This is a genomic window from Streptomyces sp. SM18, assembly GCF_002910775.2.
GTDB lineage: Bacteria > Actinomycetota > Actinomycetes > Streptomycetales > Streptomycetaceae > Streptomyces > Streptomyces halstedii.
Genome location: NZ_CP029342.1, coordinates 701,409 through 714,829, shown reverse-complemented (window position 1 = coordinate 714,829; position 13,421 = coordinate 701,409). Strand labels below are relative to the sequence as shown.

Here is a 13,421-nt window from a genome sequence, read left to right as displayed (position 1 = left end):
GACGCTTCAAATACCATCCTGCCCCACACACCCCGCTGATGACCTGGACTCCCATGCCGGAAATACACTGCGCTCGCGGAAGATCGAGCCGAGGTGGTCAGGCCAGGAGCGCTGGGCGCGCGAGGGCGGATCGTGCGGTGAGGTTGGCGCCTGCGTCAGCGTGTTCTGGCCGGGGGGCCAGCATGTGGGTCCGGGACGGGTGACGCGGTCCGCAGGCTGTTCTGCCGTCGCGCGGAGGCGAGCGGCGCTGCGTATCGACCGGCCGCCTCGACGGCGACGTCCTGCAGTACGGAACCGGCGGCCTGCGTCGAAAAGGTCAGCGCCCACTCGGGGGCATCGGCGGTGCCCTCGCCCCAGAACGTCCACATGGGCAGGTCGGACTGCCGGAAGTTTGCTGCGAAGGCATCGAATTGGACACCTGCGGAGTGATCACCTGGTGCCTGCCATCGGATGAAGCGGCCGTCGACGCTGTGGTCCCAGTCGGCTTCGAACAACGGACGGGTGGCCTCCCAGACGTTGGCCTCCGAGACCACGTTGCCAGCAGCGATCTCGACCGCGTCCGCGGAGTCGAGGCTTTCGAGCAGCGCCCGCACGATATCCACGGGGACCGTGGCGGTCAGGGTGGCGTGCCACAGGCGCTCGCCGACCGGGCTCTCGTATGCCGCGATCTTCCACTGGGCGTCATCAGGGTCGGCTTCGTGAACGAACTCGGCTCGCATGACTAGGGATTCGTGGACAGCGTGGGTGGTCTCGTCCGACCAGGTCCGCCATTTTTCCCACTTTCCGTGCGACGCGAGAAAGTCGTTCAGGAGGGCTTCGTGGTTGCCGACCGCGGCAGCGTGCGCGTCTACGAGCCCGGTCGTTGCCGGTGCCGACGGCGCGTCGGCCGTACCCGGTAGCGAGGTGCGAATCCGTGCAGCTTCGTGCTCGGTGCTGGTGGCCGGCGCCGGGCCGGGGCGTACGGCGTCGCCGTAGAGGCGATCGAACTCGGTGATGGCTTCCACGGGGTTGCCGTACCGCATCGATTCGGTGCGCAGGTGGTTTTCCCCGTGGAGGTGGATACTCGGACGGCCTTCGCGGTAGGTGCCGACGGCGACGGTGGTCAAGCCGTCGTGGGCGTGTGCGTGGATGATCAGGCGCCCGTGCCGGATGTCGTCGTAGATCTTCTGGGCGCCGTTGGAAACCTCGCGGATCTCCTCGCGCGAGCACCAGGGCATGGGGTAGTTGGCCCAGGTCCATTCGGTGTCGATCTCCTCGCGCAGCTCGGGGGTGATGTCCACGGTGAGGTTCTCGGCTCGCAGGGCGCGTGCGGCTTGCTCGGCGTGGTGCGGTTCCTCGCGGTCGATACGTGCCATGACCATCGTCTGTTCGTCCAGCGGCTCGAAGCCGTGGATGGTGAGAAGGGCTTGGATCGTGCGGGTGGGCGTGCCCGTGATGGTGGCGGTGACGGCGCTGGAGCGCTCCTGGTACACGCCGAGGCGGATGTGAGGGGCGGTTTCGGGGTGCGGCAATCTGGTCTCGTTTCGCGGTTCCGGCCGGCGCGATTCGGCCGGAGCGGGGGTCATCGGAGTGCGCGTGCTGCGGTGGCTCGGGGCGGCGGGCCGGCCCGGGAGACGGCCGGACTGCGCGGGGCACGGGGAGTCGTCGGTGGTGTGGGGGCGGTGCTGCGCTGCCAGCGGGTGCGCAGTGCGGTGAGGTCGGCCAGCACACGGCGGCTGCCGGTGATCAGCTGGTGCGTCGTGTTGGCTGGGTCCTCGGCGTAGGTGGCGATCCGTGTGGCGACGTCACACGCGCGGGCCAACAGGGACCGTTGAAGGATGCGTTCACCCCAGTAGTCGGCCGACCCGACGGGTGTGGAGACCAGAGCCATCAAGTCACCGGCGGCGAGGTCGTCGGTGAGGAGCCCGCGATGCTGGGCTTCCCAGAGCACGGTGACCGGGTCTACCGGCTCGGCGCGGTGGACCAGCGAGGTCAGGCACTGCCACAGGGCTGCGTGCAGGGGCTGCGTGAAATCCTCGGGCTGGAGCCAGCGCATGTCCTTCAGCGCTGCCGGGTGCGCGGTGGCGGTGGCGAGAAGGAGGTGTTCCTCGTCGAGGGCTTCCTCGCTGCTGCGCGCCGTGGGTTGTGTCGGCAGGGCGGTGTGCGGCAGGGAGCCGGGGTGCGGGGCGAACTGTCCGGCGAGCGTGTCCAGGAACTGTGCGAGGGAGTCGGCCTGGGCCAGGGTGGCTGCGGCCCGGTTGGGCAAGGTGGCGTCGGTGGCGGTCTGGTCGAGGTGTTGGGCGTGCATGAGCAGCGTGCGCCGGGCGTGATCGGATTGGATCATCCGGGCGTACGCCGGCGCGTGCTGGGGCCACGGGCAGACCTGGACGAGGGTGTGGAGGTAGGAGACGGATAGCCCTGGGGCATGGGGGCGGGCCGCGTCGAGGACGGCGTTGAGCCAGGCGGGATCGGAGCGGTGGGTCTCCGGATCGGGCAGCGGAACCGTACGCATGGCCTGGAAGAGGGCGCCGTGGGCGTGGTTGCTGAACTGCTCCGCTGCCAGAACACGGATGTCGGAGAGCCGGTGGGGGTCCAGGAGGAGCGCCCCGAGCAGGGACTGCTCTGCGTAGTGGACGGGCCGCGGAGAGGGCAGGTCGTCCAGGTCGTCCTCGTACGGGTCGGTGGAGTGGGGCATCTACGCGGCCAGGGTGTAGTCGTCGGGGTGGAGGGTCTTGCCGAGGTGCGGGGCCAGCAGATGGGCGGCGAGCCGGGGCGGCACCGCGTTGCCGATCTGGCCGAAGACCTGCCCCTTGTTCCCGGTCCAGGGGTAGTCGGCAGGGAAGGTCTGCAGGCGGCCGGCTTCCTGGGCGGTGATCCGGATGGACTCCGGCGCCGGCTGCTCCTCGCCAGCGGCGCTGGAGGCGGCTTCGGCGATCCAGACGCATTCATTGGCGCGATGGCCGAAGAACAGGGTGCCGGCCGGTTCGTCAGATCGGCGGACGGTCGCGTTGGACTGGTTGTTGCTGCGCAGGGACCATGACCAGCGGTGTGTCTCGCCGGTGAACGTGGGGGCTGGCTCGTCGGCCGGCCGGTTCTCCCTGGCTCCGTCGAGGGCCGACCACCCCGCGCCTTCCCGGCGGGACTGCAGGACAAGGGTGCTCTGGGGCTTCCAGGTTCCGCGGTCGCGGGCGTCGCTGAGGGTTTTGCGGGATCCGGACGGGAAGGGCTCTGGGCCGCCTCCCGGCCCTCCGCCGGCGCACACGGTCGGCACCGGGCGGTCGGTGGCACCCCAGCCGAGGGCTTCGGCCATGGATACCCACCGGGCGCGGCCCGGCCCGAACAGCGACTCCGGCTCGGCGACTTTGGCGTGGGTGGGCGGCGGGGGTTCGGCGGTGCGGGTGCGCGAGGCGAGCAGGATCGCGCGCCGCCTGGTCTGCGGCACTCCGTAGTCCGCCGCGTTCAGGATCCCCGTCCACACCGAGAAGCCCCAGCTGCGCAGGATCGCAGCGTACTGACGCCACAGCGGCAAGACGTCCGGGACTTCCTCCATCGCGATCCACTCGGGTTGGCCGTGCTGGTTGAGGGCGTGCAGATAGCGCATGGGCTCGGCGGCGAGCAGCGAGCGTTCGTCCTGGCAGGCGGTGAGGAGCTGTTCGCGGGTGTCGCGGCCGACGGCGAGGTCAGCAACGGCCTGGTGGACCAGCGGCTGGTCGAGGATCCCGAGACGTTTACCTGCCATCGACCATGCCTGGCAGGGCGGGCTGGCGATGAGCCCGGCGGTCCTTCCGAGGAAGGGCCCCACCGGATACATCGCGACGTCGGTGCGGATGGTCAACTGCCGGGCCGTTGCGCGGGTCTTGCAGGCCCACTCGTCCCATTCCAGGCCGACGTCGCGCACCCCGAGGATCATCAGGGCGTGGCTCCAGCCGCCTGGTCCGGCGAACAGATCGAGGATGATCACGTGGCCAGCCCGAAGTCGTCGCGGGCCAACGCGGCCGCGTCTCCGCGGCAGGCCCAGGGCGAGCATCCGTCCGGGACACCCTCCTCCAGCACCGCGACGTCGTCGTCGCTGCCCAGCTCCTGCTGGAGGGCGGCCCACTCGGCGGCGGTGACGTGATCGATAGGGGCGTCGGCCAGGGGCACGCGGGAGCGATGGAGGAACGCCTCGCCCAACGGCCGGTTGCCACTGGCGTTCGCGCGCGCGTTTCCCTGGCGGATGGCGGCGTCGAAGGCCACCACGTCCGCCCACTCGGCAGGTGAAGTGTCGCGGATATGGCGCCATTGCGCGTTGCCGTGGAAGGGGCACCCCAGACAGCTGCTCTTGGGAGTGTCCGCCAGGTTGAGCGACGTCAGGTACCGGATGCAGTCGGCGCGCGACCAGCCCAGGTCAATGAGCGGGTGCCGGTTACGCATGTACTTCACGTCCGCGTCCTTGGCGCGGTGGAACTCGTCGGTCGAGATGCCGATCCACTGCTCGACGAATACCTCCCGCGGGATCCGGGCGGGGTAGGGATAGCTGAGAAGGGTTCTGACCTGCTTCTTTATCGGTTTGACTTTGTATTCGCCTGTGCACTGCCGTCGGGTCATCCCGGCCTTGCCGTCCTGGTTCAGGATGTAGAGCGGCATGGAGGCGAACCGGTGGTGCGGGTCGAGGGCGTCGTCGCGGATGTTGCCGGCGGACACTCGCAGGACAGGGATGCCGGCCGGGGCGGCTATCTCGCGCTCCAAACGGTCGAGGTGCTCATAGACGGCGCGGGGCGGGTCCGCCAGCGGCGCTGATGTAGGGCTGCGGAGGCGACGCCGCAGGGATCCGGTCGGTGGGGAGATCAGCGGTGGCGTACGGCACGGCCGAGCTGGGCGCCGGCGTGGTAGACATGCGGGTTCACAGCGGCTCCACGGGCCGGGGTGATGAGCACCTCGTCCAGCTTCTGCACGAAATGCGGGACATCGCGGAAGAGACGTTCCACCGGCGTGGTGGTCGTGAGGTGGGTGAAGAACTGGGCAACCAGACGCTCGGGCACCTCGAGAGTGAACGTGGCGCTCCAGTGCGTGTCGAAGCCGTCGTACACCGAGTGCTCGATCCGCCACGGGTGCAGGGGGTCCGTGCTGTGCTCCACGGTGCAGTGGCCGTCGGGAGAGGCCCACGCCACCCCCGTTAAAATGGAGGACGCTGGTCTTGGCAAGGTGGGACATGGACCCGGTCGCGAGAGGAATGCGGTCGGCATGCCGGCGGTCACCGAGCAGTTGGGGCAGGGCCTGGGTAACGGACGCGATGGCCTCGCTCGGCGTCCCTCGGCTGAACTCGATTTGCCAGTAGGGCTCGTGATGGGCGATGGTCCACCACACGCCGTCCGGACGGTTGGGGTCGAAGTCGAGGAAGACGCCGCCGCAGGGGCTGTCGATGTCGATGCGTCCGGTTCGCGGGTTGTGCTCATAGGGCCACGCGAACAGGTGGGCCAGAGGGCCGATGACGTCGTTGATCTTGTTCATCCCACCGCCGGCTAGGTACCGCGGCGAGACGAGGACCAGATCGTTCGGGGCAAACGAGTTCACCGATTCCTGCCGCCCGTGTTGCGGGGGGCAGGCGGCTTGGCTGGTGACGGTGCCTGGGAGCGGTGCGGCTTCTGGAAATCCAGCGCGAGCCGTCCGGCAGCCGTGACCACGACGTCCTGACTCACATACCTGGAAGTCCGCGCCACACGGATCAGGCGCTCCTTCTCCAGCACGCCGAAGGGCTTCGAGTGGATGGTCCGACCGTCCCCGTCGGTGACGCGGACGGGCCGGTTGTGCGGTGCGTATCGACGGGTGCCGCCCTGGGCGATCCGTTCGAGCACGGCGTACTGGGCGGGTGACAGTTCCGGCAGGTCGGGCCGGTGTTCGGGATGCTCTGTCAGGTCACGGATGATGGCGGATGCGGTGTACTGGCAGCAGGTTGCGCTCAGTTCGAGGTGCTGGGCAGCGGCGGCCAGGCTTTTCGCCAGGACCGGTGCGGCCTCGGTGTGCCTCGCCTGGCGCACGGACTCCTCCTCGACCGGCGGACCGCCGGCGAAGTCCGCGCCTTCGAGCGGGTTGTCGCCCACGGCTCGTGCCAGCTGAGAGGCGGCGATCGAAGCGGAGGCGGTGACGCCGCTGAGCGTATCCAGGGAAAGTCGGCTGCCGGGCACGGCGGTGTACTGACTGCCGTCCAGGACGGACAGCCGGACCAGGGACCGGCTCACGAGGCCGTGGATGGCGAGGATCTGCGGGCCGACCTGCCGCAGCAGGTCACTGCCCGGCTCGGGGGCGAGCTCAGTGACCTTGGTGTGCAGGGCGGTGAAGTCGGCTCCGAGCTCGCGGAGAAGGTCGATCTGGAGCGGCAGGTCGATGTGGCGCAGGGGGATGATGAGCTCCGGTGAGTAAGGGGTAGCGCTGGAGGATCGGTCAGCGCCTTCGGGCGGCCGTCTGCGCGCTGACAGGGGTGGGGGGTGGCGTTGTTGCCGTTGGGCTCCCGGCGGCTGGAGGCAGGCAGATGGTGGAGGCCAGGGCGGTGGTTCCAGTGGAGGTGAGACGGACTCGGTCTTGCAGCGGCCCTCCGACATAGGCGGGGGGTGCGGACTGCGGGACGCGTTCGACGAGGCCGTTGGCCTCCAGCGACCGCAGCGTGCCGATCAGAACGCGGGCGTCCCGGTAGTGGACGTACTGGCGTCCCAGAGAGCTGGTGGCCACGACGTTCCCGCAGGCGATCTCCCACAGGGCGGTGTGCTGTGTGGAGTTCAGCTGGTGGGCTGGAGCGCCGGTGGTACTCCAGCGTCGGCGTCGGATCTCGCCAGCGAGGCTGTCGGCGCAGCTCATGGTGGCTTCGGGAGCCAGGGCCGTCAGCATGCGGGCCGTGGGGAGCGGGTGCTCCGTGGAGGCGTTACTCAGGAAGGCGAGCTGCTGGAGGCGGATCACTGCGTCCGACAGCTCGTGACTCTCGAAGAGCCGCTCGTCAACGATCGCCTTGATGGCGGTGCGCGTCGCGGCAGCCAGCCGCTGGGCGGAGGCGACGTGAGTGTCGGGCTCGGCCCGTGGACCGGCTTGCAAGAGACGGCCGAGTATGTCGTTGTGCTGCACGTACTGGTCTGCGAGCAGCAACAGACGCTCAACCGGCGTCGGCGGGGCGACCACGTCGAACAGGAGGCCCTCGGGCGGTGTCGTCATGCGCGGCGCCGGGCAGCAGGTGCGAGCGCTGTGGAGGGTGCCGGAGCGGGTGCGCCGGGAGCAGCGGGAGGCTGCGGTGCCTCCAGCGAGGTGCGGGCTGCGGTCAGGGCCCGCCCGGCGTCGTCGAGATGGGACAGCAGGCGGCTGTGGTGGTCGAGCGAGTCGAGCTTGCGCTGGAGCCTGTGCTGCCCCGTGGTGGTGAGGGCGATGAGCGGGGTGAGGGCCTGTGCGTAGTGGGCTAGAGCCCGTCCGAGGTGGCCGGCGGCCGTACCCAGGATGTCGGCGGGCGGGAGGCCGGTGATGTTCGGGGCGAGCTGGTACTCGGCGTCGGCGGTCATGCGCGAGGTGAGGTGGCACAGCAGGCCGATGTGCCGCGTGGCGTTGAACAGGCCGGTGCCGTCCACGGTGATGGGGTGGTCGCGTATGTCCGCAGCTACGGCATCAACTGCGTGGCGCGGGGACATGTCATCGAGGTCGGTGGGTTCGTAGATGTGCAGGTCATCTCCAGGAGTGTGATTCGCGTTCGTCCAGTCCGTCCCGCAGGCGGTTAGGGCGAGACGTTTGCTCAGGGGCCTACAGGAAGCGGGCGAGGTGGCCGGGAGGGGTGTGTTATCTGGCCCGAGGCAGGCCGGCGTTCAGTTGCCAGGCGCGCGCAGTCCTCCGTCTCACGGGAGTGAACCGGCACCGGGTGCAGGCGGATGCGGCTCACGCGGCTTTCCCGAAGTCGGCCTGTGTGGGCGCGTGTTTCGCGACGGCGCGGTCGGTGATCGCCTTTGACGCGCGGGCGGAGGCTGCGGACAGTTCTTCCGCTCCGGGCTCCCGGTACCAGGGGCGCAGGTCGAGCATGGCGGCGCGCATGCCGGTGGCGAAGCAGAGCGCGGTGCCCTTGGGCAGGGCGCGGATCGCGTCGGCGGGCAGGATCCGTTCCTGCCGCATCGACACCGAGGTCGACTTGCCGGACTCCGAGTGCGAAGCCGAGATGGTCTCGACATCGTGGTCGCCGATCAGACGGCTGAGCTTGTCGGCGAAGTCGGGATCATCAATACCCGAACCGATGACCTTCACCGTCGAGGCGCTCCACATGGCGTCCATGCCGGCGTCGCCCCAGACTTTCTGGCCCTGGCGGTAGCTCTGGAGGATCGTGATGGGGATGATGCCGCGGCTGCCGAGGTGGGAGTACAAATCCGGAAGGTCGCTGATCTTGCACACGTTGGCGGCCTCGTCGAGGATCGCGAGCATCGGTGGGTCGAGGCGTCCGCCGGCGCGTTCGGCCTGGGCGGTGGCGGCGCGCATCACCGAGTCCGCGCATGCCGCGATCAGTGCCGAGGCCCCGCCGCCGCCGTCCTTGCTCAGCAGAAACAGGGTGTCGGCGGAGGTGACGAAGTCGGCGGGCCGGAACTCGGGGACGTCCTTCTGGGGCGTCACCCACGCGGCGATCTCGGCGTTGAGCAGGGCGGCGGCATACTGGCGGGCGGTCTCGTAGATGCCGTCGCGCGTCTCCGGCGGCCCCTCGACGGTCCCTTTGAGCTGGGTGGCAACGGCGGCGAAGCCGTGGTCGCGGAGGATGTCGAGCGGGGTGCGGTCGGCGGGGAAGGCGAGCCACTGCATCATGTCGGTGATCGGCCGCTCGTCGAGCGCCGCGGCCAGCAGAAGTTGAGACAGGATGTTGCTCCCGGCCTTCGACCAGAAGTCACCCTGCTGGGAGGCGTCCACCGAGGCGGCCAGGAAGTGGCCAGCCAGACGCCCGGCGCCGTCGAGGGTTTTCGCGCTGGCGAGGGGGTTCCACCACATCACGCGGGGGGCGTGCGCGATCTGCTGCGGGTCCATGGTCCACACCGTCCCTGCCGCCGCCCGGCCCTCATAAACGGTGGTGAAGGCGTCTCCGGCGGCCTTGTTCGAAGTGAGGAGGACCGGGCCGGGCGCGTTGAGCATGGAGGGGATGGCGAGCGAGGTGGTCTTGCCGGACCTGGGGGCCATGATCGCGACGGCGACATCTTCGAAACCCATCCGCACCTCGTGACGGCTGCCTTGGAGGTTACCGAGGAGGATGCCGGTGTCCCTCGCGGCGATGTGCTTGGCGTCCTTCAGGCTCGGGCGCAAGGAACGGGCCTTGTCGGTGATCGCCTTGGCCATCAGCGGCTCGATGTCCCGGGCCTTGGCCATGTCGGTGACCTTCTTCCGGCCGCCGCCTCGATTCTTGTACCGGACCCACAGGACACCCCCCGCCGTTCCAAGGGCCAGGAACAGGAGTACGGGGACGATGCGGGCCCCGATCAGCAGGGACGTTTCTCCAACGTGGGGCCAGACCTGTTCGGGGTGAAGTAGTGAGTTGGTCGGCTGGTAGGGGGCCCAGCCTGTGCCGTTGAGGTAGGCGGTGATGTTGCCAGTCAGCCAGGCAAGGTGGGACAGGGGGACAACCACAGCGAGCACGCCGAGGAGGAGGCGCAGAAGAAGGTCATATCCTTCGGTGCTGCTGCTGCTGCTGCTGTTGGAGGAGGGGGGCAAGGGCTAAGTGCTTCCGGACGGGGACGGGGGATCAGCGGCTGCGGTGGTTCCTTGGCGGTTGCTGCGGTGAGGGGACCGGGCTCGTCGGCGGTGCGGGATGCCGGGCGGCGAGGGAGCCGACGCGTTCTTCCAGTGCCCCGGCGAGAAGTTCGGCGTGCACGTCCGTGGTCCTACGAGTGATGATCTGCGGGTCGCGGGTCGGGAGACTGCGCAAGCTGCCGGTTCGCGCCACTGGCTTCGGGTCGGCGAGTGCAGCGGTGAACGCGGCGACGAGTCGGGTGGGGGTGTGCTCACTGAAGCGGGCCTGCCACACCGGCCGGTTCGGGGCGAGGGTGGCGGTGACGAACCAGGCTCCCGGGTCTTCCGCGCTGCCCAGCCGCTGGAGGTACGCGGTGCCGTCGGGCGACGCGAGGCCGTTGTCTGTGGAGGTGGGCGACCAGCCGATCTGCAGAAGGGGCTCGTACGGATCGGAGGACGCGTCCGTCGGCGTGGCCGGGTCGGTGAGGGCGTCGGTAGCGGCGGCGATGAGTTCGACTGACGTATCGGCGCCGAAGCTCGCATACCAGGCGGGCCTGTCCGGCTCTGCGGTGGCTCTGTTCACGAGAACCGACAGCAGATGTTCACCACTTCGGGAGGCACCTGGGCGAGCCGCGAAATCGAACTGCTTGGGCCAAGCGCCGTTGTTGCGATGCCTTCGCGGCAGGCGTCCTGCGACAGCAGTCCGCCCGCTCCAAGGTGGGTTGCGGGGGTGGGCGAACTGTAGTGACGTTCCCGAAGACTGTGGTGACGGCGTCCGTGTCAGAAGGTTGGGATGAGGCGTTCGGCCAGCAGGATGGTGCCGACGATGATCATCGCCGCCCCGGCAACTCTGGTCGTGATCTGAGCGATGCGCGGGCGCGCTCCGAGGACCCGGTCGGCGACGTGGCCGAGGGGGAAGTACACCGCGGCGCAGATCAGGATGAATACGCCGCCGAGGGCCGTGAGCTGGAGGGGAAGGGGCCAGGTGACAGTGGGGTGGGCGAACTGCGGGAGGATGGAGAGGAAGATCAGCAGGCCCTTGGGGTTCAGGGCGCTCACCCCGACTCCTCGCGCGAGGAAGTGGAGCGACGACGCGGCTGCGGCCTCGGTGGCCTGGAGGGGTTCGGGGCGGGATCGCAGGACGCGGATGCCCAGGTACATGAGGTAGAGGGCGCCTGCGGCGGTCAGAGCGGTGAGCGCGAGCGGGCGGGTGGCGATGAGGGGGCCGACGCCCAGGGCCACGACGGCGGTGATGAGGGCGTAGCCGATGGCGATGCCGGAGACGACGGGCCACACGACGTGGTTGCGGGTGCCCGCCGCGAGGACGTAGGCCCAGTCGGGGCCGGGCACGACGATCATGGCCAGCGCCACGGCGGCGAATCCGAAGACGGCGGACAGTTCCACGAGGGACTCCTTTCTCAGGACAGGGATCTGGAGGGGCCCTGGCTGAACGTGCGCGCGCCTGCGCGCGATGAGGATGGACAGGGGGACACGGCGGGCGTCGTCTGCGCCGTCCCCGGTCCGGGCGGCGCCCGGCCCGGGGAGAGAGGGGTCAGGTGAGGGTGTCGGCGGCGTAGAGGGCGTAGACGGCGGCGGTGCGGAACAGTTCCTGCTCGTCGACGTGTTCGTCGGGGCCGTGGGAGACGTCCAGGCGGCCGGCACCGTAGCCGAAGGCAGGGATGCCGAGCTGGTCGTACCAGCGGTTCTCCAGGATTCCCCCGCACATCTCGAACCTGGCGTTCTCGCCGCGGACCTCTTCGACGCAGCGGGCGAGCGCGGCTCCGGCGGGGTGGTCGGCCGGGGTGCCGGCGGGCGGCTGGAACTGGGTGACCTCGACGGTGACCTTCGCGTCGACCTCGGCGGCGGCCTCGCGGATGAGGGTCTGCATCCGTTCCAGTTCGGCGTGCAGGTCCTCTTCGGGGTTGAAGCGGCTGTCGACGGTGAACCAGGCGTCGGCGGGCACGACGTTGAAGTTCGACCCGCCGCCGGACAGACCGCCGACCACGACCATCGACCCGGTCGGGTCGTCGGGGTCCATGGTGTAGCCGGTGGGCCGGGCAGCCATCTGTTCGGCGTAGGCCAGCAGTGGGCGGGCCACATGGACCATGTGGGCGAAGGTGTTGATGCCGAACGCGGCCTGCCCGACGTGCGCTTCGCGGCCCTCGAAGCTGACCTTGAGGCTGATAGCGCCGCGGGCGGCGTTCCAGACGCTGGTGCCGCTGGGCTCGCCGGTCACCATCGCCACCGCGGACGGGCGGATCATGCCGTGCTCGCGCAGGTGCCCGGCACCGACGACGCTGCCGGTCTCCTCGTCCGGGACGAGGTGGACCACGATCCGCCCGTCCCCGAGCAGACCCAGCTCCTTCGCGGCCGCCGCCCCGTAGAGCATGCTGACGATGCCGCCCTTCATGTCGGCCGTCCCCCGCCCGTACAGCTTGCCGCCCTCACGCCGCAGGGTGAACTGCCCCCGGTCCTGCACCGGCACCACGTCGTAGTGGCCGTGGAAGTACACCAGCTTCGAGCCGGCTCCCGCCTCGCCGCGCACGATGAACGGCTCCTCCAGGCTGTGCGGGCCGGTGATCTCGACCAGCTCCGCCTCCAGGCCCAGACGGCCCATCTCCTCGGCGAGCAGCCGCGCGCACCGGCCCAGGCCCGTGCCGGGCGGGTTCTCGGTAGGCTCGGCGACCAGGCGGGCGAGGAAGTCGACCATCTCCTCGGCTCGCGGCTGAAGCCACGCGGCGACCAGGTCGGAACGTGCGCTCATGGGTATCTCCTCGTCGAAGCCGGCCTGATGGACGCAACAAACCGGATGCCGTGACTGACCTATGAGCAATTTTAGGAAATACCGAGCCTCATTTGGTTGCGGATTCGACGCTAGAATCTGCCCTGTGGGCAATGATGAAACTCTTGATGCGACTGACCGTGAAATTTTGTTTCAGCTGCGCCAGGACGGGCGGATGTCGAACGTCGAGCTGGCGGCCCGGGTCGGGCTGACGCCTCCGCCGTGCCTGCGGCGGCTCAAGAGGCTGGAGGCGCGCGGGGTGATCACCGGTTACCGGGCGATCGTCGACCCTGCGGCCCTGGGGCGGGGTGTGGAGGTCATCGTCTCGGTCGAGGTCTCTGTCACCGATGTCGACAGCCTGCGGCACTTCGAGACGACCGTCGCCGCACTCGACGAGGTCATCGAGGTCCGCCGCGTCTTCGGCGTACCCGACTACTTCCTCCGCGTCGCCGTCGCCAACGCCGACGCCTACGCCGTCTTCCAGATGACCAAGCTCGTCACCATTCCCGGCGTCAGCCGAGTGATCTCCTACCTCACCATGGAAGTGATCAAGGCCGACAGCTGAGCCCCAGCCCAGCCTCGGCCGGGGAGCTCACCCGCTGCTGCTCCGGGCACATACTTACACCCGGGCAGCCCATACGCCTCAAGGGACAGAATCGAACAACCGCTGACCGTCGTGCCTCTCGAAGTGGTGAACATCTGCTGTCGGTTCTCGCGAACAAGGCCACTCTGCGGCGTGGTGCAGGATCCACCACTGATCGACGGGGTCGGGCTCCAGGCGCAGGAGGGCCTTCTGGTCGGGGCTGGAGAGAAGGACGCGAGGCATCAGGGGGTCGTGACCGTGGCTCCAGCCGCATGCTCGGTGGAGGGCAACGGTGATCCAGGCGGGGTCGCCGCCGCCAGCGAGGTGGCGCGGGCTGATGAAGTCGACCTCGACGGTCTCGGAACTCGGGGACAC

General features: G+C 69.3%; 13 protein-coding genes and 3 pseudogenes. 2 read left to right on the top strand and 14 right to left on the bottom strand.

The window, feature by feature from the left end; genetic code table 11:
- Window positions 1-155 precede the first annotated feature (155 nt).
- The 7 genes and pseudogenes from B9S64_RS03145 to B9S64_RS03115 form a co-directional block, all read right to left on the bottom strand.
- Window positions 156-1,472, bottom strand: coding sequence for a DUF317 domain-containing protein (locus B9S64_RS03145; protein WP_157851380.1), 1,317 nt, complete (start codon window positions 1,470-1,472; stop codon window positions 156-158).
- A gap of 89 nt (window positions 1,473-1,561) precedes the next feature.
- Window positions 1,562-2,674 carry a DnaB-like helicase N-terminal domain-containing protein gene (locus B9S64_RS03140; protein ID WP_103492533.1) on the bottom strand — a complete coding sequence of 371 codons (1,113 nt, stop codon included), beginning with the start codon at window positions 2,672-2,674 and terminating at the stop codon, window positions 1,562-1,564.
- A complete protein-coding gene (locus B9S64_RS03135; RefSeq protein WP_030817748.1) occupies window positions 2,675-3,937 on the bottom strand; it encodes a DNA cytosine methyltransferase in 1,263 nt (420 codons plus the stop codon).
- Window positions 3,937-4,737 (bottom strand): annotated as a pseudogene (locus tag B9S64_RS03130) (hypothetical protein); the annotation flags it as partial. The gene B9S64_RS03135 and the pseudogene B9S64_RS03130, both read right to left, overlap by 1 nt.
- Window positions 4,738-4,805: 68 nt before the next feature.
- Complete coding sequence (locus B9S64_RS34835; RefSeq protein ID WP_103492532.1) at window positions 4,806-5,129, bottom strand: DUF317 domain-containing protein; 324 nt, start codon at window positions 5,127-5,129, stop codon at window positions 4,806-4,808.
- A gap of 160 nt (window positions 5,130-5,289) precedes the next feature.
- Window positions 5,290-5,469: pseudogene (locus B9S64_RS34830) on the bottom strand (hypothetical protein); the annotation flags it as partial.
- Window positions 5,470-5,528: 59 nt separating this feature from the next.
- Window positions 5,529-6,197 carry a hypothetical protein gene (locus B9S64_RS03115; RefSeq protein ID WP_103492531.1) on the bottom strand — a complete coding sequence of 223 codons (669 nt, stop codon included), beginning with the start codon at window positions 6,195-6,197 and terminating at the stop codon, window positions 5,529-5,531.
- Window positions 6,198-6,203: 6 nt separating this feature from the next.
- Here B9S64_RS03115 and B9S64_RS34310 point away from each other — a divergent pair, with 6 nt between their 5' ends.
- Window positions 6,204-6,374 (top strand): hypothetical protein, encoded by a 171-nt coding sequence (locus B9S64_RS34310; RefSeq protein WP_167345713.1) that lies wholly within the window; start codon window positions 6,204-6,206, stop codon window positions 6,372-6,374.
- A 25-nt stretch (window positions 6,375-6,399) separates the two neighbouring features.
- Here B9S64_RS34310 and B9S64_RS03110 read toward each other — a convergent pair whose 3' ends face one another.
- The 6 genes from B9S64_RS03110 to B9S64_RS03085 all read right to left on the bottom strand — a co-directional run bounded on the left by B9S64_RS03110 (window position 6,400) and on the right by B9S64_RS03085 (window position 12,445).
- Entirely contained in the window at window positions 6,400-7,158 is a 759-nt protein-coding gene (locus tag B9S64_RS03110) for a hypothetical protein (RefSeq protein ID WP_030817732.1), read from the bottom strand.
- Complete coding sequence (locus tag B9S64_RS03105; RefSeq protein WP_146060146.1) at window positions 7,155-7,622, bottom strand: hypothetical protein; 468 nt, start codon at window positions 7,620-7,622, stop codon at window positions 7,155-7,157. Before B9S64_RS03105 ends, B9S64_RS03110 begins: the two co-directional genes overlap by 4 nt.
- A gap of 241 nt (window positions 7,623-7,863) precedes the next feature.
- On the bottom strand, window positions 7,864-9,663 hold the full coding sequence (locus B9S64_RS03100) for a type IV secretory system conjugative DNA transfer family protein (RefSeq protein WP_103492529.1): 1,800 nt from the start codon (window positions 9,661-9,663) through the stop codon (window positions 7,864-7,866).
- A 31-nt stretch (window positions 9,664-9,694) separates the two neighbouring features.
- Window positions 9,695-10,264: a DUF317 domain-containing protein gene (locus B9S64_RS03095; RefSeq protein ID WP_258037959.1), complete on the bottom strand. Its 570-nt coding sequence runs from the start codon at window positions 10,262-10,264 to the stop codon at window positions 9,695-9,697.
- Between the two features lie 197 nt (window positions 10,265-10,461).
- Window positions 10,462-11,085 carry a LysE family translocator gene (locus B9S64_RS03090; protein WP_181012383.1) on the bottom strand — a complete coding sequence of 208 codons (624 nt, stop codon included), beginning with the start codon at window positions 11,083-11,085 and terminating at the stop codon, window positions 10,462-10,464.
- Window positions 11,086-11,233: 148 nt separating this feature from the next.
- Window positions 11,234-12,445 carry a M20/M25/M40 family metallo-hydrolase gene (locus B9S64_RS03085; protein ID WP_103492528.1) on the bottom strand — a complete coding sequence of 404 codons (1,212 nt, stop codon included), beginning with the start codon at window positions 12,443-12,445 and terminating at the stop codon, window positions 11,234-11,236.
- A gap of 124 nt (window positions 12,446-12,569) precedes the next feature.
- Here B9S64_RS03085 and B9S64_RS03080 point away from each other — a divergent pair, with 124 nt between their 5' ends.
- A complete protein-coding gene (locus B9S64_RS03080; RefSeq protein WP_103492527.1) occupies window positions 12,570-13,028 on the top strand; it encodes an Lrp/AsnC family transcriptional regulator in 459 nt (152 codons plus the stop codon).
- 162 nt (window positions 13,029-13,190) lie between these two features.
- Here the strand turns inward: B9S64_RS03080 and B9S64_RS34825 are convergent.
- Window positions 13,191-13,421, bottom strand: a pseudogene (locus B9S64_RS34825) (hypothetical protein); the annotation flags it as partial.

Coding starts and splice junctions, on each gene's coding strand:
- B9S64_RS03140 (WP_103492533.1), bottom strand. CDS start 2,674: ATGCCCCACTCCACCGACCCGTACGAGGACGACCTGGACGACCTGCCC.
- B9S64_RS03110 (WP_030817732.1), bottom strand. CDS start 7,158: ATGACGACACCGCCCGAGGGCCTCCTGTTCGACGTGGTCGCCCCGCCG.
- B9S64_RS03105 (WP_146060146.1), bottom strand. CDS start 7,622: ATGTCCCCGCGCCACGCAGTTGATGCCGTAGCTGCGGACATACGCGAC.
- B9S64_RS03085 (WP_103492528.1), bottom strand. CDS start 12,445: ATGAGCGCACGTTCCGACCTGGTCGCCGCGTGGCTTCAGCCGCGAGCC.